The organism is Streptomyces sp. KR80 (genome assembly GCF_052245555.1).
Taxonomy (GTDB): domain Bacteria; phylum Actinomycetota; class Actinomycetes; order Streptomycetales; family Streptomycetaceae; genus Streptomyces.
Genome location: NZ_JBQQCD010000007.1, coordinates 263,476 through 287,105, shown reverse-complemented (window position 1 = coordinate 287,105; position 23,630 = coordinate 263,476). Strand labels below are relative to the sequence as shown.

The following is a 23,630-nucleotide window of genomic DNA, read 5'->3' as shown; positions in this document are numbered from 1 at the left end:
GCGGATTCAGGCGATGCGGTCGAGGATGATCGGGCCCGGGGTGAACTCCGTGCCGGGGGCGGCGATGTCGATGCCGCCCTCCAGGGCCTCGAGGGCGTAGTCGAACTTCTCCGGGGTGTCCGTGTGGAGGGTCAGCAGCGGCCGGCCGGCCGTCACCGGGTCGCCCGGCTTGGCGTGGATCTCCACGCCCGCGCCCGCCTGCACCGGGTCCTCCTTGCGGGCTCGGCCTGCGCCGAGGCGCCAGGCCGCGACGCCCACCGCGTAGGCGTCGAGGCCGGTGAGGACACCGGTGGACTCGGCGACGACGACGTGCCGCTCGCGCGCGAGCGGCAGCGGCGCGTCCGGGTCGCCGCCCTGGGCGCGGATCATGCGGCGCCAGACGTCCATCGCGGAGCCGTCGACGAGGGCCTTCGCCGGGTCGGCGTCCGGCAGTCCGGCCGCGGCGAGCATCTCGCGGGCCAGGGCCAGCGTGAGCGCGACGACGTCCGCCGGGCCGCCGCCCGCCAGGACCTCCACCGACTCGCGGACCTCCAGGGCGTTGCCGGCGGTGAGTCCGAGCGGGGTGGACATGTCGGTGAGGAGCGCGACGGTCTTGACCCCGTGGTCGGTGCCCAGGCCGACCATCGTCGAGGCCAACTCCCGGGCGTCGTCGAGGTTCTTCATGAAGGCACCGGAGCCCACCTTCACATCGAGGACCAGCGAGCCCGTGCCTTCCGCGATCTTCTTCGACATGATCGAGGAGGCGATCAGCGGGATCGCCTCCACCGTGCCGGTGACATCGCGCAGCGCGTACAGCTTCTTGTCCGCGGGGGCGAGCCCGTCGCCGGCCGCGCAGATGACCGCGCCGGTGTCCCGGAGGACCTGCAGCATCTGTTCGTTGGAGAGCAGCGGCCGCCAGCCGGGGATGGACTCCAGCTTGTCGAGCGTGCCGCCGGTGTGGCCGAGGCCGCGGCCGGACAGCTGCGGTACGGCGGCACCGCAGGCCGCGACGAGGGGTGCCAGTGGCAGCGTGATCTTGTCACCGACGCCGCCCGTGGAGTGCTTGTCGGCGGTCGGGCGCGGCAGCGACGAGAAGTCCATCCGCTCGCCGCTCGCGATCATCGCGGCGGTCCAGCGGGCGATCTCACCCCGGTCCATGCCGTTGAGCAGAATCGCCATGGCGAGCGCGGACATCTGCTCGTCCGCGACCTCGCCCCGCGTGTAGGCGTCGATGACCCAGTCGATCTGTGCATCGGTCAGCCGGCCCCGGTCGCGCTTCGTACGGATCACGGAGATGGCGTCCATCAGGAGTTCCCTCCCAAGTGGTCGATGCCCTTCAGCCTTCGAGTGAGGAGCTCGTCCGGGCCGAAGGCGTCGGGCAGAAGTTCCCGCAGCGGGCGGATGCCGTGTGCCGTGTCGATGAGCATCGAGGGACCGCCGTGCTCCCACAGCAGCTGGCGGCAGCGGCCGCACGGCATCAGCACCTCGGCGTCCGGGCCCTGGCAGGTGAAGGCGGTGAGCCGCCCGCCGCCGGTGGCGAACAGCTCCGCGATCAGCCCGCACTCGGCGCACAACGAGAGGCCGTGGGAGGCGTTCTCCACATTGCAGCCGCTGACCATGCGGCCGTCGTCCACATACGCCGCCGCGCCCACGGGGAAGCCGGAGTACGGGGCGTAAGCCCGGGACATGGCGTCCCGGGCCCGCGCGCGCAGCGCCTCCCAGTCGGACGTGTCGCTCATACCCGCGCCTCGCTCACGTGCTCTCACCCTTCCGGTACCGCCGGCCGATCGACCTCGGAATCCGCAGCCGCTGTGCGGACAGCGCGAGGACGAGCAGGGTCACGACATACGGCGTGGCGCTCACGAACTCGGTGGGCACCGTGTCCGTGAACTGGTACCAGACCAGCGCTCCAGCGGCGAAGACGGCGCTGACGGCGGCCGTCACCCAGCTCTTCCGGACGAGCTTCCAGAGCGCGAGTACGGCCAGCAGCACGAACAGCAGCAGGAGCAGCGCGTGTACGGACTCGCCACCGGCGCGCAGCTGCAGAGCGTCGGCGAAGCCGAACAGGCCGGCGCCCGCAGCGAGTCCACCCGGCCGCCAGTTACCGAAGATCATCGCCGCGAGGCCGATGTAGCCACGGCCACCGGTCTGACCCTCGTTGTAGATGTGCGAGGTCACCAGGGACAGGAATGCGCCACCGAGACCCGCCAAGGCGCCGGAGGCGAGCAGGGCCAGGTACTTGTACCGGTAGACGTTGACGCCCAGCGACTCGGCGGCGACCGGGTTCTCGCCGCAGGACCGCAGCCGCAGACCGAACGCGGTGCGCCACAGCACGTAGAACGTGCCCACGAAGAGCGCGACGGCGATGACGGTGAGCCAGGAGACGTTGGTGACCAGGCCGCCGAGAATGCCCGCCAGGTCCGAGACCAGGAACCAGTGGTGCTCCTCGACCGACTTCAGCCCGTCGGAGAGCCCCGGCACGGTGAAGGACTCGATCGCGTCGGCCGGCGGCGACTGCTTGGGGCTGCCGCCCTTTTCCGCCGCCTCACCTGTGTTGAACCACAGCTTGGCGAAGTAGGTGGTGATGCCCACGGCCAGGATGTTGATCGCGATGCCGGAGATGATGTGGTCCACGCCGAAGGTGACCGTGGCGATCGCGTGCAGCAGGCCGCCGAACACACCGCCCAGAACACCTGCGATGACCCCCACCCACGGGCTGGTCTGCCAGCCCGCCCAGGCGCCGAAGAAGGTGCCGAGGATCATCATGCCCTCGAGGCCGATGTTGATCACACCGGCCCGCTCGGACCACAGGCCGCCGAGTCCCGCGAGGCCGATCGGCACCGCCATCAGGATGGCCGCGCTGATCTGGCCCTGCGAGGTGAGGTCCTGGGCGCCGGTGATGGCCCGTACCGCGGCGAGGCCGATCAGCCCGGCCGCGATGATCAGCAGCACGACGGGGTAGCTGAGGCGCCGGCGCCGGCCCTTCTTCCCGGCCGCCTTGGGCGCCGCGGGGGGCGGCGTGGCAGTCGTCGTGGCGGTCACGCCGACACCTCCTGGTTCTCGGACGTACGGGCCTGGGCGGCGAGCTTCTCGCCCACCTGCCGCTGCTGGCGCTTGAGGCCGTAGCGGCGCACCACCTCGTAGGCGATGACGACGCAGAGCACGATCACGCCCTGGATGACGCCGACGATCTCCTTGTCGTAACCCTCGAACTCGAGCTTGGCGGTGCCGCGCTCCAGCCAGCCCCACAGCAGGGCGCCCAGCGCGATGCCGATCGGGTGGTTGCGGCCGAGCAGCGCGATGGCGATACCGGTGAAGCCGATGCCGGTCGGGAAGTCGCCGCTGTACTCGTAGCTGTCGTTGAGCAGCGTCGGCATGCCGATCAGGCCGGCCATGGCGCCGGAGATCACCATGCTGGTGACGACCATGCGCTTGACGTCGACCCCGCTCGCCTGCGCCGCGGTGCCGGACCGGCCGACCGTGCGCAGGTCGAAGCCGAAGCGGGTGCGGCCGAGCACGAACCAGTAGGCGACGCCCGCGAGCACGGCGATGACCAGGAAGCCCCAGACCGGGTCCGGCGTGGTGGGGAACTCGAAGAAGTGGGAGGACTCCGGGATCGGGGTGGTGGCGACCTTCGTGCCTGCGGGGTCCAGATGACCCAGGCGGCCCGGCTGGAGGAGGTAGCCGATGATCGCGGTGGCGATCGCGTTCAGCATGATGGTCGAGATGACCTCGCTGACCCCTCGGGTCACCTTCAGCGTGCCCGCGATGCCCGCCCACAGCGCACCGACGGCCACCGCGATGAGGATGATCAGCGGGATCTGGACGAAGCCGGGCAGGGTCAGGGCGCCGCCGGCCGCGGCCGCGACGAAGGCGGCGAGCCGGTACTGGCCGTCGACACCGATGTTGAACAGGTTCATCCGGAAGCCGACGGCCACCGCGAGACCCGCGAGGTAGTACGTCGTCGCCTTGTTGATGATGAAGACCTGGCTGTCACTCTTGACGCCGTAGTCGAACATGATGCCGAAGGCGTTGAACGGCTCCTTGCCGGTGGCCCCGAGGACCAGGGCCGTGATCACGAATGCCGCGACGATCGCGAGCAGCGGCGCCGCGAGGCCGAGGAGCACCCGCTCCTTGTCGATCTTCTTCATCGGTCCTCTCCCCCGTCGGCTCCTCCATCGGCGTTGCCGGAGCCGTCCGCGGAGTCGTTGTCGTGCGGGTGCTCGAGATGGCCGGTCGCCGCGCCCGTCATGGCGGAGCCGAGCTCCTCCGGGGTGATCGTGGCGGGGTCGGCGTCGGCCACCAGCCGGCCGCGGTACATCACGCGCAGGGTGTCGGACAGGCCGATCAGCTCGTCCAGGTCGGCGGAGATCAGCAGCACGGCCAGTCCCTGGTGGCGGGCCTCGCGGATCTGGTCCCAGATCTGCGCCTGTGCGCCGACGTCCACGCCGCGCGTCGGGTGCGCCGCGATCAGCAGCTTGGGCTCGTGGCTCATCTCCCGGCCGACGATCAGCTTCTGCTGGTTGCCGCCGGACAGCGAGGCCGCGGTGACCTCGATGCCGGGGGTACGGACGTCGTACGCCTTGATGATCCGCTCGGTGTCGCGCCGGGCCGCGGACGGGTCCAGGAACGCGCCCTTGCTGTTGGGACGCTCGGTGACATGGCCGAGGATGCGGTTCTCCCACAGCGGGGCTTCCAGCAGCAGACCGTGGCGTTGGCGGTCCTCGGGGATGAAGCCCACGCCGCTCTCGCGGCGCTTACGGGTCGGGACGTGCGAGATGTCGGCCCCGTCCAGGGTGATGACGCCGCCGTCGGGGTCGCGGATGCCCATGATGGCTTCGACGAGCTCGGACTGGCCGTTGCCCTCCACGCCCGCGATGCCCAGGACTTCGCCCTTGTGGATGGTGAAGGAGATGCGGTCGAGCACGATCCGTACGACCCCCTCGGGGTCGGTGGCGGTCAGATGCAGATCCTCGACCTTCAGCATCGGCACGTCGGTGACGGTCGACTCGCGGGTCTCCGGGGAGGGCAGCTCGGCGCCGACCATCAACTCGGCGAGCTGCTTGGGGGTGGTGGCGGACGGGTCGACGGTGCCCACGGTCGTACCGCGGCGGATCACCGTGATCTCGTCGGCGACCGACAACACCTCCCCCAGCTTGTGGGAGATGAAGATGACGGTCAGTCCTTCGGCCTTGAGCTCGCGGAGGTTGTCGAAGAGCGCGTCGACCTCCTGGGGTACGAGCACGGCGGTCGGCTCGTCGAGGATGAGCGTCCGCGCCCCGCGGTAGAGCACCTTGAGGATCTCGACGCGCTGCCGGTCGGCGACGCCCAGGTCCTCCACGAGGACGTCGGGGCGGACGTTCAGGTGGTAGGCGTCGGAGATCTCCTGGATCTTCTTCTTGGCCGTGGCTCCGATGCCGTGCCGGTCCTCCGCGCCGAGGACGACGTTCTCCAGGACGGTGAGGTTGTCCGCGAGCATGAAGTGCTGGTGCACCATGCCGATGCCGCGGGCGATGGCGTCGCCCGGGTTGTGGAAGGAGACCTGCTCGCCGTCCACCGTGATGGTGCCCTCGTCCGGCTTCTGCATGCCGTACAGGATCTTCATCAGGGTGGACTTGCCCGCTCCGTTCTCGCCCACCAGGGCGTGCACGGTGCCGCGGCGCACGGTGATGTCGATGTCGTGGTTGGCCACGACCCCGGGGAATCGCTTGGTGATGCCGCGGAGCTCGACGGCATGGGGACTGCTGGACGCTTTGATGGCGCACTCTCCTTGAGAAAAAGGAGTGGGGCTGGGGGGCTCCCCCTGGCTTCGCCGGGGGCACCCCCACCGCCGAAGGCAGGGGGAGGTCGGTGCCGGATAGCGACGCTATCGCGCCGGGCATTCGCTACGCGCGTAGCGTGGTCAGGTAGCGGGGCCGGTGGGTGGATGTCCACCCACCGGCCCCGTTTCCTTCGGTTACGTGGTGACCGGTGGTCAGGTCGTCGTCTTGACCTTGATCTCGCCGTCGACGATCTTCTTCTTGGCCTCGTCGATCTTCGGCTGGATGTCCTTGAGGAAGCCACCGGACTGGGTGAGGCTCACCCCGTCCTTGGCCAGGGAGTACGCGTGGGTCCCGGTGAGCGGCTTCCCGTCGTTGACACTCTTGATCAGGTCGTAGACGCCGGTGTCGACGTTCTTGACCACCGAGGTCAGAATCGAGTTCTTGAACTTGGCCAGCGCTGGGTCCTGGTACTGGTCGGAGTCCACACCGATCGCCCAGGTGCCCTTCTTGTCCGCGACGGCCTCGATCGCACCGGCACCGGAGCCGCCCGCCGCCGCGTAGATCACGTCGACGCCCTTGTCGAGCATGCCCTGCGCGGCCGCCTTGCCCTTGTCGGGGCTACCGAAGCCGGACAGGTCGGAGCCGGTGGTGAGGTACTGGGTCTGGACCGTGGCCTTCGGGTCGGTGTCCTTGACGCCCTGCTGGAAGCCGGCCTGGAACTTCTTGATCAGCGGCAGGTCCACTCCACCGATGAAGCCGACCTCGCCGCTCTTGGACTTGAGCGCGGCCGCGACACCGGCCAGGTAGGAGCCCTGCTCCTCGGTGAAGACGATGTTGTCGACGTTCTTGGCCTCGGCCACGGAGTCGACCAGACCGAAGGAGACCTCCGGGAACTTCTCGGCCACCGCCTGGATGGAGTCCTTGTAGGCGAAACCGACGCCGATGACGGGGTTGAAGCCGCCCTCGGCCAGCGAGATGAGGCGCTGCTCCCGGTCGGCCGGGGTCTCGCCGCTCTTGGCGGTGAGCTCCTTGGCCTCGGCCTTGAACTCCGCCTTGGCCTTGTCGAGGCCGCGGGCGGCGGAGTCGTTGAACGAGTTGTCACCTCGCCCGCCGACGTCGTAGGCCAGGCCGACCTTCAGCTGGCCTTCCTTGGTAGCGCTCTCGGTGGAGGACTCTCCACAGGCGCTTGCGGTGAGGACGAGGGCCGCGGTGGCGACGCCCGCGGCGGCGATCTTGGTTACCCGGCGCAAGAGGACTTCCCCTTCTGCTGAAAGCGCCTCTTACGGCGCTGGTTCGCCGCATCGTAACGCGCGTAGATGCCCGATTGCACCCTCTCCTGCGGCCGTTATCGGATCGACGCGACGACTGTTGAGCAGGGTCGTTACGCTCTGCAGCCATCGAGCAACGCACTGGCGGTGAAGAGCTCCACACCGACCTGAATGGCCGCCTCGTCCACGTCGAAGTCACCGCAGTGCAGATCCCTGCGCGTGGTGTCCCCGACGGCGCGCACACCCAGGCGCGCCATGGCTCCGGGCACCCGCTCCAGATACCAGGAGAAGTCCTCCCCGCCGAGGCTCTGCTCGGTGTCCTCGACCGCGTACGGGCCACGCCGGAGGGTCATCGCGTCGCGCAGGAGCTCGGTGGCGGAGGGTTCGTTGACCACCGGTGGGACGCCGCGGATGTAGGTGATCTGCGACTTCGCGCGATACAGGGTGGCGATCTCGTCGATCGCCGCGTGCACGAGGTCGGGCGCGGCTCGCCAGGCCGCCAGGTCGAGGCAGCGTACGGTGCCCGACAGCTCGGCGTGCTGCGGGATGACGTTGCAGGCGTGCCCCGCCTCGATCCGGCCCCAGGTGACGGCGAGCCCGGAGCGTGCGTCGATCCGGCGGGCGACCAGGGCAGGGACCTCGGTGGCGACCTTGGCGGCGGCGGTCACGAGGTCGGTGGTCAGGTGCGGGCGCGCGGTGTGGCCGCCCGCGCCGTCCAGCGCCACTTCGAGCCGGTCGCAGGCGGAGGTAATCGGGCCCGGCCGCAGCCCGATCCGGCCCACCTCGACCTTGGGGTCGCAGTGCACTCCCACGATCCGCCCGACCCCGTCCAGCACTCCCGAGGCGATCGCGTCGGGTGCACCGCCGGGCAGGACCTCCTCGGCCGGCTGGAAGATCAGCCGCACGGGATACGGCAGCCGGCCCTCACGGGCCAACTCGGCCAGGACGAGGCCGGCGCCGAGCACGACGGTGGTGTGCACATCGTGACCGCAGGCGTGGGCGCGGTCGGGCACGGTCGAGCGGTACGAGACGGTCTTGGTGTCCGGGATGGGCAGGGCGTCGATGTCCGCGCGCAGGGCCAGCATGGGCCGGTCACTGCCTTCATCCCCCCTGGGGGCACCTCCCAGCGGTAGCTGGGGGACGATGTCGCACATGAGTCCCGTGCCGACGGACAGCACACGGGGCTGGAGGCCGGCCTGCTCCAGCCGCGCCTTGAGCGCGGCAGTGGTGCGGAACTCCTGATTTCCCAGCTCGGGGTGCATGTGCAGGTCCCGCCGGAAGGCGATGAGTTCCTCGCGCAGCGCGTCGGACAGGACCCCGGGCAGGTCGTCGGGTGGCGCGGGCAGGTCGGCGCCCGCGTCGCGGGACATCAGTTGGTTCACCCTCTGAAGCTTACGGCTGTCGGCCGGGTAACTGTCCTTCGATCAACAAAAGTTCAGCCCGTCAGGGTACGAAAATGCGCCCACGGGCCGCATGAGCGTGGGCATGGACGGGTATGAAGTTGGGTTGCTCTCTACTCCGACAGGTGGCGGTATCAGGGGGCTGCGGCCGGTACGGACCGCAGTCGTTGCACGTCACGGGCGGTTCCGGTGACCCCGGACAGGAAACCCTGGGCGCGCGGGGACGCGGTATCCGTGAGCCAGGCCGGATCGATGTCGAGCACCGCCACCTTCACGTCCGTACCGGTGAGTGCGAGCGGCAGGGTGTGCACCACGGTCGACGGGAAGCTCAGGATCGTTCGGCCTATCGGGCCGCGGCGGGCGATCAGCTCCAGCGGCAGATCCGGGCGGACGATCTCCAGCCCCGTCTCCTCGGAGAGCCGCTTCAGCTTCTCGGCGCTCTCGCGGCGGTGGGCGAAGTAGCGGGTGGCCCCGTGCGCGCGGGCCAAGGCTCCCACCGCGTCGATGTAGCGGTCGAGGTCGACCACGCCGGTCTCGGCGAGCGAGGTCCCGACCAGGTCGGCGCCCCGGGTGAGCCGGGGCGGGCCGAAGCGGGCCCGGGTCCAGGAGAAGTCGTTCTCGGTGACCGTGACCCCGGCGGGAGGCTCGACGGGCATCGAGCTGAACACCTCCACCCGGCGGCCCTGCCGCGGCATGAGCCGACGGCGTGCCACAGCGGAGATGGGCGCGAAGACGGCATCGCGCGCCCCGCCCTTGCGCCCGCTGCGGTGCCAGCGCACCAGGCGCTCCCCGCGGGCCAGCTGGGAGACGAACTCCATCGTGGCCGTGCCGTCGTCCACGATCACCAGATCACGGGCACGGGCCAGGGTGAGCAGCAGCTGTACGTACCGGGAGAACGGGTCGCCGATGACGATCCGCCGGGCCCGGCGCAGGGCGGGCGTGAGCGCCCCGATCGTCTGGAACGGCGCCGCGGCCCCGCCGCGTGCGTCCTCCCACCGGACGGTCAGCCCCTCGTCCCGCGCCAGCTCCGCCATCCGGCGGAGCTGCCCCCGGGTCATGGGGTCGTTCGGCGACAGGATGACGACGGTGATGTCTCCGCCCCTGACGGGAACGGCAACGGCACCCATCTGCGCCTGGGGTGCGTGATCGGCGGCCGGGTTGGCCGGGTCGGCGCCACGGGCGCCGGGGTGCTCCGCCTGCGCGCGCGTGGCGCGGCGGGCGTCGGCGTAGACCCACTCCAGGACGTTGAGGAGCTGGACGGGGCTTTCGACGAAGGCGAGGGTGCCCCCCGGCGCCGCAGCCGCGCCCCCTGCAGGCCCCACTCCCGCACTCGCCGACGGACCCCGGGCGGCCCGGCCGTTCCCCGACACCGGAGCAGCACCCCGCACTGCGAGGGCGTCGCCCGGCCCCGGTCCCCCGCCCCCCATGGCGGGGAGCGCCGTGCCGTACGGGTCCGGGGCCTGCCCGGGCAGGCCCCGGAAGCCGTCCGCGGACATCGGCGTCTGCCGGTCGCGCACCGCTTCCGGGGTCGGGCCCGCGGGCCCGTCAGGTGTGCTCACCGAGGTCCACCTCGATTCTCGTGCCGGTTCGCCCCCGGCGGGGCCGGGGGCGTCGGCTGGGGAGACGGGGAGCGTCCCCGTCCGCATGCGTGGCGCGGAACCCCGCGCTGACTGCGGCGGCCCGTCAGACCGTCAGACCGCAGCCGGCTCGCGGTCCTCGCCCTCGGCCACGACGCCCGGCACGCGGCGCAGCTTCTTCATCGGGCCGAGCTCGCTCTCGTAGACCTTCTTCACGCCGTCGCCGAGCGAGGCCTCGATCGTGCGGATGTCGCGGACGAGACGCTGCAGGCCCTGCGGCTCCACCGAAGCGGCCTGGTCAGAGCCCCACATGGCGCGGTCGAGGGTGATGTGGCGCTCCACGAAGGTGGCACCGAGGGCGACCGCCGCGAGGGTGGTCTGCAGGCCGGTCTCGTGGCCGGAGTAGCCGATCGGCACGTTCGGGTACTCGGCCTGCAGGGTGTGGATCACCCGGAGGTTGAGCTCCTCGGCCTTCGCCGGGTAGGTGCTGGTGGCGTGGCAGAGCAGGATGTTGTCGCTGCCCAGGACCTCGACCGCGTGGCGGATCTGCTTCGGGGTGGACATGCCGGTCGACAGGATGATCGTGCGGCCGGTGGCCCGCAGGGTGCGCAGCAGCTCGTCGTCGGTCAGCGAGGCGGAGGCGACCTTGTGGGCCGGGACGTCGAACTTCTCGAGGAAGGCGACGGCCTCGGTGTCCCACGGGGAGGCGAACCAGGCGATGCCCTTCTGCTTGCAGTACTCGTCGATCTGGCGGTACTCGTCCTCGCCGAACTCCACGCGGTGGCGGTAGTCGATGTAGGTCATCCGGCCCCAGGGGGTGTCGCGCTCGATGTCCCACTGGTCGCGCGGGGTGCAGATCTCCGGGGTGCGCTTCTGGAACTTGACCGCGTCGCAGCCCGCGTCGGCGGCCGCGTCGATCAGCTTGAACGCGTTCTCCAGGTCGCCGTTGTGGTTGATGCCGATCTCGCCGGTGATGTAAACGGGGTTGCCCGGTCCGGCGATCTTGTCACCGAGGGTGCGCAGGCGGGGGGTGGTGCTCATAAAAAGACAGTCCTTCTCTAGAGGGAGGGGCCGAGGATCCACGAGGCGATCTCGCGGATCGCGCCGTTGCCACCAGGGGTGGAGGTGACCGCGCGTGCGGCGCCGCGCACGACGTCGTGCGCACCGGCGACCGCGACCGGCCAGCCGACGAGTCCGAAACACGGGAGGTCGTTCACGTCGTTGCCGACGTAGAGCACGCGCTCCGGCGCGATGCCCTGCTCCTCGCACCACTGCTTCAGTGCGAGGTCCTTCCGGTCGATGCCGTGCAGTACGGGTACCTGCAGCTTGCGGGCCCGTGCGGCGACGACCGGGTTCTGCTCCGTGGACAGGATCAGCAGGTTCAGGCCGGAGCGGCGCAGGGCCGCGACGCCGAGCCCGTCGCCGCGGTGCACGGCGACCATTTCCCGTCCGTCGGAGTCGACGAGCACCCTGTCGTCGGTCTGGGTGCCGTCGAAGTCGAGTACCACCGCGTCGACGTCGTCGCGGGTGGGGAGCGCGCCGGGACGCGGGGCGTCCATCAGGGGCGCGAGCGCGCGGGCGCGCGCCAGGTCGTGCGGATCGTCGATCTCCAGCACGCGCGCGGGGTCGGTCCGTACGAGCGCGGTGCGGCCGAAGAAGCGATGCCCGGCCTTGCGGAAGCCGGCGGCGTTCATGGCGTACGCGGCCCCGGTCTCCAGGAGGTCCTGGGGACGGTCCTGGCGGCGCGGACGGTAGGACTTGTCGTGGTTGACCCCGTAGGCGCCGTCCTCCGCGTCGGCCTCGTTCGCCCCGTCCTCCCCGTCCCGCCAGACGAAGCCGTGGAAGGGCGCGACCGTCAGTGCGCTCTCCGCGCCGTCCTCGGTCACGGCACCGGCCACGCCGTCGATGTCCTCACGGACCAGGAAGGGGCTGGTGCACTGGACGAGCAGGACGGTGTCCACCCGGCGGCCGTGCATGGCCTCGTGGGCGTCCATGGCGTGCAGGACCGCGGCCTCGCTGGTGGCCGTGTCGCCCGCGATGACGGGCGGCCGCTGTACGACGTCGGCGCCCGCGCCGCGCGCCGCGGCCGCGATGCCGGCGTCATCGGTGGAGACGACGACATCCGTGACGATCCGGCTCGCCAGGCATTCGCGCACGGCGCGCACGACGAGCGGCACACCCCCGACGGCGGCGAGGTTCTTGGCGGGCACGCCCTTCGACCCGCCTCTCGCGGGGATGACGGCCAGCACTGTGGGGGGCATGAGGGCTCCTTCCGAGGGTGCTACAGCCCTGGTCTGGTCGCCCGGCTGCCGGGGGGCCGGCAGCGCGTGCTGCCCCCGGGCCGCCTCGGGCGTGGTGTTCGCGTGGGAGTGCGGCCCAGCGGCGGTCCGCACGCCGGCGGTCGCACGGGGCTCGCCCGGGGCCGGGCGCGCGGTCACAGCTCCCCCATCCGGCGGATGACGGGAGCCACCCGCTGCACGCCGTGGCGGTACGCGCCGCGCGCCACGTCCCGTACGGCGCTGCGGACGACCCGCCGCACTCCGGTGGCCTCGCCCGCGCCGACGGCGGCACCGGGAAGCGGCTCGCCCTTGGGGTCGAGGTGGTGCCGGGCGAGGATGCCCGGCAGGTAGCCGGGCGCGGTGACGGGCGTGTAGTACGGCTCGATCGGCGGCAGCGCGTCCGCCGCCACCAGCTCGGCGACCCGGGACCGGGCGGCGTCGAAGGCCGCCTCGTACGGTCCGTCGGCCGCCACGCCCTGACGGCTCAGCCACTCCGGGTCCGGCTCGGGCACCCGGCCGGCGTCCAGCTCGTCCCAGGAGGCCAGGCAGCCGGAGCCCAGGAAGTGGTGGTTGCCGAGGGTCTCGCGGACACCCAGGTCGGTGAGGATCGCGGTCGGGATCCGGCGGTGCAGCGACTCCAGCGCGGCGGTGGAGCTGACGGTGACCAGCAGGTCGGTGCGGTCCAGCACCTCGCCCATGTGCCCGTAGACGAGTTTGCAGTTGTCCGGCAGGCCGCCCGGGATCTTCGCCGCGAGCTTCTGGTAGGGCAGCTCCTCGACGTGCGTGGTGTGCTCGCCGGGCTTGCTGCGCAGCTTGATCAGGACCTCGCTGTCGGCGTGCTTGCGGGCGTGCTCGGCGGCGCGGCGCAGCAGGTACGTACGGTCGGCGCGGTTGTCCGGCACGGAGGGCTGGGCGGCGAAGACGACGGCGTACGGACGGTCGCTGCGCGACCCCTCGTCGTACGGCGCGCCCCCGAGGAAGGGGAGCGCGGTCTCGACGACGCTTCCCGCGTCGGCCCCCACGCCCTCGTACACGGCGCGGAAACGTTCCGCGTCGTGCCGTGAGTTGGCCAGCACGAGGTCCGCGCCGTGCCGCAGCAGCAGGCCGTCCGCCAGCTTCTCGTAGACGACCCCGACATAGCCGGTGACGACTGCGGGGCGCTTCGGCCGGCCTTCCCAGGTGCGGGCGAATCCGTGCAGCATGGCCTGGACCGCGCCGCCGACGCAGGCCAGCACGACGACGTCGTACGACTCGCGGCCCAGGGTCCGGAGGAACTCGACGCCCGTGACCTCGCGCAGCGCGTTCGCGCGCACCCCTACTTCGGCGAGCTGCCGGGGGGTCGGTGTCGCGCGTCCGCGCAGGAGGAAGCCGTCGAGCCGGGTGTCCGATGCGATGCGGTCCGCGGTGAGCGCGCCCCACTTCCATCGCGTATCGGAATCGGCGAGCACGGCAACCCGTAGAGGTCTACTGGTACTTGCTGGCACGTCGAAGACGCTAGGAAGGCATTCCGATTCACAGCCGAACGGAGCCGCAACAAAGGGTTAACAGAAAGTCGACGAATGGGGAATCGGCACGTGGGAGCGGCAGGTTAACCATTCCGCCACACTTCGTTCACCCGTAGGTTCACCACAGGTCAAGACGAATGCCGGGCGCGGCCCTACCGTCACCCGGGTGGTAAAGCTCTCCGTCATCGTGCCGTTTTACAACGTGCAGACATACGCGCCCGACACCTTGAAAAGCCTGCGTGCGAACGCCAGCCAGGACTTCGAATTCATTCTCGTCGACGACTGTTCGACCGACGAGACGCCGGAGATCCTCGAGCGCGCCTCGCGCGACCTGCCGGGAGCCGTCGTCGTACGGCACGAGCAGAACGGCGGTCTCGCCACCGCGCGCAACACGGGCATCGATGCCGCGCGCGGCGAGTACCTGACCTTCCTCGACGGCGACGACTGGCTAAGACCGGGCTACTACCCCGAACTCCTGGCCGCCATCGAGGATCTGGGCTGCGACTTCCTCCGCACGGACCACGTCCAGTGCACCGCCCGCGCCCGGAGCATCCACCGCGTCCCGCAAGGCCGCCGCGGCGTCGTGCTGCACCCGCGCGACGTCATCCTGCCCGCCGACCGCAGCACCTCCGTCGACTACGCCTATGCCTGGGCGGGGATTTACCACCGGCGGCTGGTCGACGACGGGATCCTGCACTTCCGGCACGGCCTGCGCACGGCGGAGGACCGGCCGTGGATCTGGCGGCTGCACCGCGAGGCGCAGTCCTTCGCGGTCGTCGGCCTGCTCGGGGTCTTCTACCGGCGCGGTGTCGCGTCCTCGCTGACCCAGATCGGCGATGTGCGCCAGCTCGACTTCATTCGCGCCTTCGACCAGGTGGTCGAGGAGACGGCGCAGGACCAGGAGGCAGATCAGCTGCTCCCGAAGGCCGTCCGCACCTACTGCGCGATCATTGCCCATCATCTCGGCAACATCGAGAGGTTCGAACCCCCCGTGGCACGCAAGTTGCGGTCGATGAGCGCGGCCGCGCTGAAGCGCATGCCGCAGGACGTCCTCCAGGACGCACTGGACTCCATGGATTACGAGCGCGCCTCCCGGCTGCGGCGGCTGCGTCGCCGCCCCGTCGCCGCGGAGGTGGCCGCCTGATGGCCACGCGCAACACGCAGGGGCGCGAGACGACGCAGATCTTCTTCGCCTCCACACTCTACGGCGCCGCCACGCTCGCCGCCGCCCTCGACTCGGGCTGCTTCGAGCACTCCTCCGGCCTCGGGAACGGGGGCCCGCACCGGCGCATCCTGCTGGTCAGCAATAACGCCGCGACACCGGAGACCACCCCGTCCCTGGACACGATGCCCGGCTTCGAGCGGCTGCGCAGCCGCTTCGACCGGGTGCTCTCGTGGAACGAGACGATCAGCCCGTTCCACCCCGGCGGCTGGTCGCCGCGCCAGGACGACGTACCGCTGTGGGAGCGGCATCTGCGGCTGCTCTGGGACCTCGGCGACGACGAGATCGAGCTGGTGGTGGAGTCCATCCAGGTCAACCCGTCGCTGGCGCTCACTCAGCTGTTCCCGGGCGCGCCCGTGGACGTATACGCCGACGGCCTGATGAGCTACGGCCCCACGCGCAACAAGCTCGACCCGCTGATCGGCACCCGGATCCGCCGTCTGCTCCACCTGGACCTCGTCCCCGGGCTCCAGCCGCTGCTGCTCACCGAGTTCGGCGTCACCCCGCAGATCGTCCCGACGTCGGCCTTCACCAAGGTCCTCGCCGAGCTGGCGGAGGACGCCGGCGCGGCCGCCCTCCCCGACGTCGAGGCACCCGCCCTGCTGCTGGGTCAGTACCTCTCCGCCCTCGACATCCTGACGGCGGAGGAAGAGGAGCGGCTGCACGTCACGATGGTGCGCGGGGCCGCCGAACTCGGGCACCGCCGGATCGTCTTCAAGCCGCACCCGACCGCTCCGGCCCGCTGGTCGCGGATGCTGGAGAAGGAGGCCGGGGAGCTGGGTGTCGAACTCACCGTTCTCGACTCTCCGGTGCTCGCCGAGGTGCTCTACCAGAAGATGCGGCCCGCACTCGTCGTCGGCTGCTTCTCCACCGCGCTGCTGACGGCGACCGCGCTCTACGACCTTCCGGTCGCCCGTACGGGCACGGACCTGCTGCTGGAGCGGCTCTCGCCGTACCAGAACAGCAACCGGGTCCCGGTCACGATCGTCGACGCGCTGCTGCCCGAACTCACCGACAGGGCGGCGGTCACGGGCTGGACCCTCGCCACGCCCGAGCAGGTCACCGACGAACTCACCGGACTGATCAGGGCGGTGGGCTACGCCATGCAGGCCCAGATCTACCCCAGCCTGCGGCCCGAGGCGGAGCGTTTCCTCACCACGAAGCTGAACGCGCACACCTGGCGCTACTTCAAGCGGCGTCGCCTCACCTCGCTCGCGCTGCCCGGTGCCATCCCGTCCCAACTCGCCTTCCTGCCGCGCAACCCGACGGTGAGACGAGTCGCTCGTAAAGCCCGCGCCGTGCAGCGCCGTCTGGCCAAGAAGCGGACTGCCTTCGGATGATGGCCTCGGCCACCGCGCTTCCGACGTTCTCTCCGGAAGCGCACCCTGCACGACCGGGGGTGCACAGCCAGCGAAGTGCGCCCCCACCCCGCCTCCGAGCCCTCGACGGACTCCGCCTGATAGCGGCTCTGATGGTCGCCTTCTACCACTTCGGTGGCCGGGACGGGGAGATCGGCCAAGCCTGGGGAACCTCGCCCGCGCGGCAATTCCCCACCGCCTCACAGCTGTTCGCGTACGGCTGCCTGGGCGTCCAGATCTTCTTCGTCATCAGCGGTTTCGTGATCTGCATGAGCGGCTGGGGCCGGCCGCTGCGATCGTTCTTCGCCTCCCGCGTCTCGCGCCTCTTCCCCGCGTACTGGGTGGCGATCATCCTGGTGACCGCCGTCTTCGCGCTTCCCGGCGTGGTGTACGAGGCGGTCTCGCCGAGCGACATGCTGGTCAACCTCACCATGCTCCAGCAGCCCTTGGGCGTCGACCGCGTCCTCGGGGTGTGCTGGACCCTCTGGGCCGAGCTGCGGTTCTACGCCCTCTTCGCCCTCTTCGTCGTCCTGCCTGGGGCGAGCAGGCAGCGGATCGTGCTCTTCTGCGCAGTGTGGACCCTGACGGCGGCGGTCGCGGAGTCCGCTGACCAACCGCTGCTGGACATCGTGCTGATGCCCGAGTACGCGCCGTACTTCATCGGCGGCATCGGTCTCTATCTGGTGCACCGCGACCGACGCGACACGACGGCCTGGGGAATCGTCGCGGCAGGCTGGCTGCTCGGCCAGCACTACGCGGTGGACCGGCTCTGGCACCCGCCGAACCCGGACTTCTTCTCCTTCCGCCCGTCGCTGGGGATCGTCGTGGTGGTGACCGTCGGCTTCGTGGCAGTGGGCGCGATCGCCCTGGGGCATCTGCAGTGGGCGAACTGGCGCTGGCTGACGGTCGCGGGCGCGCTGACGTATCCGTTCTACCTGGTGCACGAGCACCTCGGGTGGGTGGCGGTGTGGGTCCTCCACCGGTCGTTCGGGCTTCCCTCCTGGGCGACCCTCGCCGGTGCGGTCTTCGCGATGCTGGTGGTGGCGTGGCTGCTCTACCGCTATGTGGAGACACCGCTGACGCCGCGCATCAAGCGGGCGCTGACGTCTCCGCGCCGCGCCATGTGAACCACATGCCCGCACCGTGAGCCCCGCCCGGTCCTCCGCGCGGGGGCTCGGCGCACGGCGCGCCGTACGGTAGTGGCTTGCCGAGTGGCCGCCGGTGCCGACCACGAGTGACGATGGGAACAGAGGTGGTGAGCAGGCAGAAAGCACGCGCCATGGCCACTGCGACCGAAGGAACCGTACCCTTCCGCGGCTACCGCACCTGGTACCGCGTGGTCGGCCCGCTCCCCACCCCCGGGGAGACGGCGAAGCAGGCACCTCTGCTCGTCCTCCACGGCGGCCCGGGGATGCCCCATGACTACCTGGAGGACCTCGCCGCGCTGGCCGACACCGGACGCGCGGTCGTCTTCTACGACCAGCTCGGCTGCGGCAGGTCCGATCGCCCGGACGACCGTCTGCTCTGGCGCATGGGCACGTTCGTCGACGAGATCGCGACCGTACGGGACGCCCTCGGCCTGGACCGGGTCCACCTGTTCGGCCACTCCTGGGGAGGCTGGCTCGCCCTCGAGTACACCCTGGGCCGGCCGCCCGGAATCGCCAGTCTCGTGCTGGCCAGCACCTGCGCCAGTCTCCCCGCCTTCGCGGCCGAGACCAGACGGCTGAAGAACTCGCTTCCGGCCGACGTCCAGGACGTCATCGACCGGCACGAGGCGGAGGGCACGACGGACGACAAGGCGTACGTCGAGGCGGCCATGGCGTACTACACGCAGTGGATCTGCCGGAAGGTCCCCTTCCCGGCGCACGTCCTGCGGTCGTTCGCGAGCATGAACGACGAGGTGTACGCGGTCATGCAGGGGCAGGAGTGGAATGTCACCGGCAATCTCAAGGACTGGGCCGTCACCAGTCGGCTCGGGGAGATCGACCTACCCGTGCTGGTCACCTCGGGGCGCTACGACGAGATGACGCCCGCGCTCGTCCAGCAGCTGGTCGACGGGATCCGAGGAGCCGAGTGGGTGCTCTTCGAGCACAGCGCCCACGTCGCCATGATCGAGGAGCGGGATGCCTACCGGCAGGTGCTCGTATCCTTCCTCGACCGCGTGGACGCGGGCCCGCCCTGACGCCCCGACCGCGGTCGACCGCTCCCGGCGGCGGACGTAGCGTGGAAACACGGAACAGAACACCCTCTCCTTCCGAGGAGGCGGTCATGGCCGCGGTCGACGAAGTCGCGCCGGACATCTTCCGCATCAACGTGGTGACCGTTCCGGACGAGGACTTCACCACCAGCTTCTTTTTGATCCGCGACGAGGCGCCGACCCTGGTCGAGACGGGCTTCCGCCGGGCCTTCGACGAGACCCGCGAGGCCCTCGCCCAGGTGATCGATCCGGCCACGTTGCGTTATCTCGTCGTACCTCACTTCGAGGGCGACGAGTGTGGCGCGCTCAACCTCTTCCTCGAACAGGCACCGCACGCCGTGCCCGTGGCCAGCCCGGTCGGCGTGGCCGTCAATCTCGGGGACTTCGCGGTGCGGGATCCGATGGCCGTCGACGCCTCCAGCGAACTGGACCTGGGGACACACCGGCTTCGCTTCATGATCACGCCGTATGTCCACACCTGGGAATCGATGCTCCCGTACGACCCGACGACCGGCACGGTCTTCTGCTCGGACGTCTTCATCGGCCCGGAGGGCGGGCACCCGGTCACGGACGCCGACCAAAGCGACGTGATGATCGAGATGTACAAGACGGTCGGGATCTTCCCCTCACGCGCTCATCTGGACAGCGCGCTGGACAAGATCGAGGCGGTGCACCCGCAGACGCTCGCCTGCCACCACGGCAGCGTGAAGGCAGCCAGGATCGGCACCTATCTGCAGGCCCTGCGGGAGCACGACGTGACGGGCGTCACCGAGTGGAATCCGATGCTCGAGCCCCCGGCCCGCTGACCACGCCACCGACGGGCAGTCTCCACCGCGAGCCGGTCATCGGACGCCACCACCGGCGACGAACGTCGGCACGGACTATCCAGGGCTGCTCAGCGACAGCTTCGCGGCGAAGCCGAGGAACAGCGCGCCCGCGGCCGAGGTCGCCCCGGCCGTGAGCCGCCTGCGGCGCCGGAACTGGGCGGCCAGCGTGCTGCCACCGAAGATCAGCGCGGTGAGGTACAGGAAGCTGAACGCCGTGGCCAACGCACCGAGCACGAGGAACGACAGAGCGGGGTGCGCGTACCCGGGGTCCACGAACTGCACGAAGAAGGAGATGAAGAAGAGGATCGCCTTCGGGTTGAGCAGGCTGATCATCAAGGCGCGCCGGTAGGGCCGCTCGGCGGCATCCCCGGGCGCCGGCTCCCCTGCGGCCGCATCCGCGTCCGCGCCCGAGCGCTCATGGCGCGTACGCCACATGCTCCAGGCCGCGCGCAGCATCCCGATGGCCATCCACGTCAGATAGCCCGCCCCGGCGTACTTCACGATGCCGTACAGCAGGGCGTTGGTCTGGAGCAGCGAGGCGACACCGGCGGCCGACAGCACCATCAGCACGGCGTCACCGCAGAACACCCCGCACGCGGCCAGATAGCCCGTCCGCACGCCGCGACGCGCGGCGACCGAGATCACGTACAGCGAGTTCGGTCCCGGCAGCAGGATGATCAGTGCGAGTCCGGCCAGATACGTCGGAAGGTCGGTGACTCCAAGCATGCAGCGGAGTTTGGCACACACCTCCGGCCAATCGCTCAGGCGTCCACATTTCAGACCCCCTTGGGGGTACCACCCAGCGCTAGCTGGGGGAGTACGCCCAGCAGCTCAGACCCACTCCCAGCGCAGCCCGTGGAAACCCGGCGTGGGGTCCTGGACCACGAGGTGCGCGCGCCCGGAGGAGCTGATCCACACGGGGGCGGCGTCCGGCAGGGATCCGGCTGAGGACGGACCCGAGCAGCGGTGGCAGCGGACGGGCACCGCCGAGGGGTGGAAGGCCACCTCCAGGGTGTACAGCCGGGCGGGGGCGCGGAATCCGCGGTTGCACTCGTTGGTGGCGGGGCCTGTCGTCGGGTAGGTGAAGGCGTAGTCGATCACCGAGGTCTCCCCCTCGGAGAGCACCCGGTCGAGGAAGAGCTCTGTCACGACGAGCGGGACCGAGGCGTCGTAACGGATCCGGCCCGGCCGGGCGTTGCGCACCTCGCTGAGTTCGGGCAGTCCGCGGTCGGGGTCGTCGCCCCGCGTGATGATCAGGCAGCGGTCCACCCGCTCGCGCTCCGCCCTGAGGACCAGGGTCGTACGGAGCCGCGACTCGGCGCCGTTGTGGTCCAGTTCACAGCGGTCGTGCGCCGCCAGCCGGAGCAGCCCGTCGTCCGCCGACCCCATGTCGTCGAGGAGGCCGGGCAGGCTCTCGTACTCCTGCCAGAGCCGCTCGGTGTCCAGGCTGACTGGGGCGCGGTGGATCCAGCGGCCACGCGGTCGCTGGGGTCCGAGCAGGGAGACGAGCGAGTCGGTCGGCAGCTCCAGCAGGTCCTCGAGGAGCCGGATCGCCTGGCGGGACTGCGGGCGCTCGGGCCGGCTGCGGCCGCGGCGCCAGTAGCTGAGGGTGGTGACGCTGACCTCGATGCCGCGCGCGGCCAGCCGGTGCTGGATACGGTCGAGGCTCAGGCCGCTGGCCCGGATGGCGCCGTCGAGCGCCGCCTCGAAGGGCCCGTTGCGCAGCGCTTCCTGGATATCGCGCGGCAGCGGCTCCGCGTGCGCGGAATCCGCTTTCCCCCGAACCCGTGTCCGTTTCCCGGACGTTGGGCGCGGGGGGCTGGGTCTGTCTACCTCGCTGCTGGGGACCATGGTCGCCTCACGTTGCGCGCCTCGGTCGGGCGGCGCCGCCTGTGACCGCTGTCGCAGGAGTTGAAGTGGGGGCCACATGCTATCCACAGACTTCCCGGAAGGGCCCCTGGCGTCGGTCACTCTGTGAACAGTTTTGCCCATGGCCTCCAGCCCGGCCGCCGTCTCCCACGGTCAGACCGCGTCCCGACGTCTTCACAAGGTTGCTTATTTAACAGAATTCGCACGTCGTTGACCGGGTCCTATGTCGGCGGCCAGGCTCCCGCCCCATGAAACGATCCGTTCTCGTGGGATCACTGTCGCTAGCTGTCAGCGGTCTCCTCATATCCGGTGCGGGCAGCCCCGCCACCGCCGCGGACGGCCCTCGGCCCACACCGCCGAAGGCGACCAAGAGCGAAGCCCTGCGCGACGCCAAGGAGTCGGTGGCCGCTCACCCCCGTGCGGTCCGAGCCAGCGCGCACGACACCTTCTCGCCCGAGTCCGTCCAGCTCGACAAGGACGGCACTCGCCACGTCCACTTCGACCGCTCCTACCGGGGACTCCCGGTGCTGGGCGGCGATGTCATCCTGCACTCGGCGCCCGACGGCAACTTCCGGGAGACGAGCCTGACCCTCAAGGCACCGCTGTCGCTGCCGACCACAGCGAGAATCGGCGCCCAGCGGGCGGAAGCCGCCGCTGAGAAGAGGTTCAAGGGCACGAAGCACGAGACCTCCTCGAAGCTCGTCATCGACACGCTGTCGGGCAAGCCCAGGCTGGCCTGGCAGGTCGTCGTCGACGGCATAGCCCCCGACCAGTCCCCCAGCCACTTCAACGCACTGGTCGACGCACGGACCGGCAAGATCGGACAGACCTGGAACGACTTCCACACCGCCGATGGCACCGGCCACGGCTATCAGGTGGGCGATGTCACCGTTGGTACCACCCCCATCAGCGGCGGCTTCTCACTCAAGGACGGTGCGCGCGGTAACGGGGAGACGCGCGACGCCCAGAACCTGACGGCCACCAACGACAGCCCGCCGGCCGGCTGGGGCAAGTCCTTCACCGACACGGACAACACCTGGGGCGACGGCGCCCTGACCGACCGTGCCACCGTCGCCGTGGACGCCCACTACGGCATCCAGGCCACCTGGGACTACTTCAAGAACATCCACGGCCGCAACGGCATCAAGAATGACGGCGTCGGCGCCCGCTCCTTCGTTCACTACGGACAGAACTACGCCAACGCCGGCTGGGACGACACCAGCTTCAGCATGATCTACGGCGATGGCGCCGCAGGTCAGAAGCCGTTCACTGAGCTCGATGTCGCCGGGCACGAGATGAGTCACGGCGTCACCTCGGCCACCGCGAACCTCAACTACTTCGGTGACGCCGGCGGTCTCAATGAGGCCACCAGCGACATCTTCGGCACGCTGGTCGAGTTCAGCGCCAACAACTCGGTCGACGCCCCCGACTACCTCATCGGCGAGAAGATAGACATCCGCGGCAACGGCACCCCGCTGCGCTGGATGGACGACCCGTCCAAGGACGGCAAATCGGTCAAGTGCTGGTCCTCCAACACCAAGAACCTCGACCCGCACTACTCCTCGGGCGTGGGCAACCACTTCTTCTACCTGCTCGCCGCCGGCTCGGGGCAATCCCAGTGGGGCAACAGCCCGACCTGCGACGGCTCCACGGTCACCGGCATCGGCAACGCCGCCGCGGGCAAGATCTGGTACCGCGCGCTCACCACGTACATGACGTCCGGCACCACCTACCCTGGCGCCCGCACCGCGAGCATCAAGGCGGCCATCGACCTGTACGGAGCGAGCAGCACCCAGTGCGCGGCGGTGGAGAAGGCCTGGAGCGCCGTCGCCGTCGCCCCGACCACGACCACCTGCGGCACCACCACCACGCCACCCACCTCCAACCTGCTGAGCAACGCCGGCTTCGAGTCCGGCGCGACCGGCTGGAGCGCCACCAGCGGTGTGATCACCAACAGCGCGAACGGCACCCCGCACTCCGGCTCGTACTACGCCTGGCTGAACGGCTACGGCACCACCCACACGGACACGTTGTCCCAGTCGGTGACCGTTCCGTCCACCGCGACGGCGCCGAAGCTCAGCTTCTGGCTGGCCATCGACACCTCGGAGACCGGCTCGACGGTGTACGACACGCTCAAGGCCCAGGTCGTCTCGGGCTCCACGACGACGACCCTGGCGACGTACTCCAACACCACGCCCGGCGGCTACACCCAGCGGACGCTGGACCTGTCCGCCTTCAAGGGCAAGACCGTGACGATCAAGTTCATCGGCACCGAGGACTCGTCCCTGAGCACCAGCTTCCTGATCGACGACACCGCGGTGGCGACCGGCTGATCACCGTCAGGCCATGAGCCATGACCAGCCACGGCCCGGGCGGTGCCCCCCATC

Annotated in this window: 19 protein-coding genes; 6 read left to right on the top strand and 13 right to left on the bottom strand. The window is 70.3% G+C overall.

Annotation, left to right across the window (positions count from 1 at the left end; all coding sequences use genetic code 11):
- Nucleotides 1–6 precede the first annotated feature (6 nt).
- The 11 genes from ACTWQI_RS13795 to ACTWQI_RS13745 form a co-directional block, all read right to left on the bottom strand.
- The gene (locus ACTWQI_RS13795) at nucleotides 7–1,284 is read right to left on the bottom strand and encodes a thymidine phosphorylase (protein ID WP_443270286.1); all 1,278 of its coding nucleotides are present in this window, start codon (nucleotides 1,282–1,284) and stop codon (nucleotides 7–9) included.
- The gene (locus tag ACTWQI_RS13790; RefSeq protein ID WP_443270285.1) at nucleotides 1,284–1,718 is read right to left on the bottom strand and encodes a cytidine deaminase; all 435 of its coding nucleotides are present in this window, start codon (nucleotides 1,716–1,718) and stop codon (nucleotides 1,284–1,286) included. Before ACTWQI_RS13790 ends, ACTWQI_RS13795 begins: the two co-directional genes overlap by 1 nt.
- Before the next feature lie 13 nt (nucleotides 1,719–1,731).
- Nucleotides 1,732–3,021, bottom strand: a complete 1,290-nt coding sequence (locus ACTWQI_RS13785; RefSeq protein WP_443270284.1) for an ABC transporter permease — start codon at nucleotides 3,019–3,021, stop codon at nucleotides 1,732–1,734.
- Nucleotides 3,018–4,130, bottom strand: coding sequence for an ABC transporter permease (locus tag ACTWQI_RS13780; protein WP_443270282.1), 1,113 nt, complete (start codon nucleotides 4,128–4,130; stop codon nucleotides 3,018–3,020). The genes ACTWQI_RS13785 and ACTWQI_RS13780 overlap by 4 nt, the downstream gene beginning before the upstream one ends.
- Nucleotides 4,127–5,737 carry an ABC transporter ATP-binding protein gene (locus tag ACTWQI_RS13775; protein WP_443270345.1) on the bottom strand — a complete coding sequence of 537 codons (1,611 nt, stop codon included), beginning with the start codon at nucleotides 5,735–5,737 and terminating at the stop codon, nucleotides 4,127–4,129. The genes ACTWQI_RS13780 and ACTWQI_RS13775 overlap by 4 nt, the downstream gene beginning before the upstream one ends.
- Nucleotides 5,738–5,953: 216 nt before the next feature.
- Nucleotides 5,954–6,991, bottom strand: a complete 1,038-nt coding sequence (locus ACTWQI_RS13770; protein WP_443270280.1) for a BMP family lipoprotein — start codon at nucleotides 6,989–6,991, stop codon at nucleotides 5,954–5,956.
- 131 nt (nucleotides 6,992–7,122) lie between these two features.
- On the bottom strand, nucleotides 7,123–8,379 hold the full coding sequence (locus tag ACTWQI_RS13765; RefSeq protein ID WP_443270344.1) for an amidohydrolase: 1,257 nt from the start codon (nucleotides 8,377–8,379) through the stop codon (nucleotides 7,123–7,125).
- Between the two features lie 164 nt (nucleotides 8,380–8,543).
- Nucleotides 8,544–9,731 (bottom strand): hypothetical protein, encoded by a 1,188-nt coding sequence (locus ACTWQI_RS13760; RefSeq protein ID WP_443270342.1) that lies wholly within the window; start codon nucleotides 9,729–9,731, stop codon nucleotides 8,544–8,546.
- 369 nt (nucleotides 9,732–10,100) lie between these two features.
- Nucleotides 10,101–11,027, bottom strand: a complete 927-nt coding sequence (locus ACTWQI_RS13755; protein WP_443270279.1) for an N-acetylneuraminate synthase family protein — start codon at nucleotides 11,025–11,027, stop codon at nucleotides 10,101–10,103.
- A 17-nt stretch (nucleotides 11,028–11,044) separates the two neighbouring features.
- Complete coding sequence (locus ACTWQI_RS13750) at nucleotides 11,045–12,247, bottom strand: cytidylyltransferase domain-containing protein (protein WP_443270278.1); 1,203 nt, start codon at nucleotides 12,245–12,247, stop codon at nucleotides 11,045–11,047.
- 173 nt (nucleotides 12,248–12,420) lie between these two features.
- Nucleotides 12,421–13,749 carry a DUF6716 putative glycosyltransferase gene (locus ACTWQI_RS13745; RefSeq protein ID WP_443270276.1) on the bottom strand — a complete coding sequence of 443 codons (1,329 nt, stop codon included), beginning with the start codon at nucleotides 13,747–13,749 and terminating at the stop codon, nucleotides 12,421–12,423.
- Nucleotides 13,750–13,936: 187 nt separating this feature from the next.
- Here ACTWQI_RS13745 and ACTWQI_RS13740 point away from each other — a divergent pair, with 187 nt between their 5' ends.
- The 5 genes from ACTWQI_RS13740 (at nucleotide 13,937) to ACTWQI_RS13720 (ending at nucleotide 19,353) form a co-directional block, all read left to right on the top strand.
- Nucleotides 13,937–14,914, top strand: coding sequence for a glycosyltransferase family 2 protein (locus tag ACTWQI_RS13740; RefSeq protein ID WP_443270274.1), 978 nt, complete (start codon nucleotides 13,937–13,939; stop codon nucleotides 14,912–14,914).
- Entirely contained in the window at nucleotides 14,914–16,332 is a 1,419-nt protein-coding gene (locus ACTWQI_RS13735; RefSeq protein WP_443270272.1) for a polysialyltransferase family glycosyltransferase, read from the top strand. Before ACTWQI_RS13740 ends, ACTWQI_RS13735 begins: the two co-directional genes overlap by 1 nt.
- Nucleotides 16,332–17,477, top strand: coding sequence for an acyltransferase family protein (locus tag ACTWQI_RS13730; protein WP_443270270.1), 1,146 nt, complete (start codon nucleotides 16,332–16,334; stop codon nucleotides 17,475–17,477). Before ACTWQI_RS13735 ends, ACTWQI_RS13730 begins: the two co-directional genes overlap by 1 nt.
- Nucleotides 17,478–17,605: 128 nt before the next feature.
- Nucleotides 17,606–18,532: a proline iminopeptidase-family hydrolase gene (locus ACTWQI_RS13725; RefSeq protein ID WP_443270269.1), complete on the top strand. Its 927-nt coding sequence runs from the start codon at nucleotides 17,606–17,608 to the stop codon at nucleotides 18,530–18,532.
- Between the two features lie 86 nt (nucleotides 18,533–18,618).
- Entirely contained in the window at nucleotides 18,619–19,353 is a 735-nt protein-coding gene (locus ACTWQI_RS13720) for a hypothetical protein (RefSeq protein ID WP_443270267.1), read from the top strand.
- A 75-nt stretch (nucleotides 19,354–19,428) separates the two neighbouring features.
- Here the strand turns inward: ACTWQI_RS13720 and leuE are convergent, their stop codons facing one another.
- Nucleotides 19,429–20,100 (bottom strand): leucine efflux protein LeuE, encoded by a 672-nt coding sequence (gene leuE, locus ACTWQI_RS13715; protein ID WP_443270265.1) that lies wholly within the window; start codon nucleotides 20,098–20,100, stop codon nucleotides 19,429–19,431.
- 105 nt (nucleotides 20,101–20,205) lie between these two features.
- On the bottom strand, nucleotides 20,206–21,225 hold the full coding sequence (locus ACTWQI_RS13710) for a hypothetical protein (protein ID WP_443270263.1): 1,020 nt from the start codon (nucleotides 21,223–21,225) through the stop codon (nucleotides 20,206–20,208).
- Nucleotides 21,226–21,491: 266 nt separating this feature from the next.
- Here ACTWQI_RS13710 and ACTWQI_RS13705 point away from each other — a divergent pair, with 266 nt between their 5' ends.
- Entirely contained in the window at nucleotides 21,492–23,576 is a 2,085-nt protein-coding gene (locus ACTWQI_RS13705; protein WP_443270262.1) for a M4 family metallopeptidase, read from the top strand.
- The last annotated feature ends 54 nt before the right edge of the window (nucleotides 23,577–23,630 follow it).

What these genes read in the sequence shown, in the direction of transcription:
- ACTWQI_RS13720 (WP_443270267.1), top strand. Translation starts at nt 18,619, where the DNA reads ATGGCCGCGGTCGACGAAGTCGCGCCGGACATCTTCCGCATCAACGTG.
- ACTWQI_RS13795 (WP_443270286.1), bottom strand. Translation starts at nt 1,284, where the DNA reads ATGGACGCCATCTCCGTGATCCGTACGAAGCGCGACCGGGGCCGGCTG.
- ACTWQI_RS13780 (WP_443270282.1), bottom strand. Translation starts at nt 4,130, where the DNA reads ATGAAGAAGATCGACAAGGAGCGGGTGCTCCTCGGCCTCGCGGCGCCG.
- ACTWQI_RS13735 (WP_443270272.1), top strand. Translation starts at nt 14,914, where the DNA reads ATGGCCACGCGCAACACGCAGGGGCGCGAGACGACGCAGATCTTCTTC.
- ACTWQI_RS13730 (WP_443270270.1), top strand. Translation starts at nt 16,332, where the DNA reads ATGGCCTCGGCCACCGCGCTTCCGACGTTCTCTCCGGAAGCGCACCCT.
- ACTWQI_RS13765 (WP_443270344.1), bottom strand. Translation starts at nt 8,379, where the DNA reads ATGTCCCGCGACGCGGGCGCCGACCTGCCCGCGCCACCCGACGACCTG.
- ACTWQI_RS13750 (WP_443270278.1), bottom strand. Translation starts at nt 12,247, where the DNA reads ATGCCCCCCACAGTGCTGGCCGTCATCCCCGCGAGAGGCGGGTCGAAG.
- ACTWQI_RS13705 (WP_443270262.1), top strand. Translation starts at nt 21,492, where the DNA reads ATGAAACGATCCGTTCTCGTGGGATCACTGTCGCTAGCTGTCAGCGGT.
- ACTWQI_RS13710 (WP_443270263.1), bottom strand. Translation starts at nt 21,225, where the DNA reads ATGGTCCCCAGCAGCGAGGTAGACAGACCCAGCCCCCCGCGCCCAACG.
- ACTWQI_RS13790 (WP_443270285.1), bottom strand. Translation starts at nt 1,718, where the DNA reads ATGAGCGACACGTCCGACTGGGAGGCGCTGCGCGCGCGGGCCCGGGAC.
- leuE (WP_443270265.1), bottom strand. Translation starts at nt 20,100, where the DNA reads ATGCTTGGAGTCACCGACCTTCCGACGTATCTGGCCGGACTCGCACTG.
- ACTWQI_RS13755 (WP_443270279.1), bottom strand. Translation starts at nt 11,027, where the DNA reads ATGAGCACCACCCCCCGCCTGCGCACCCTCGGTGACAAGATCGCCGGA.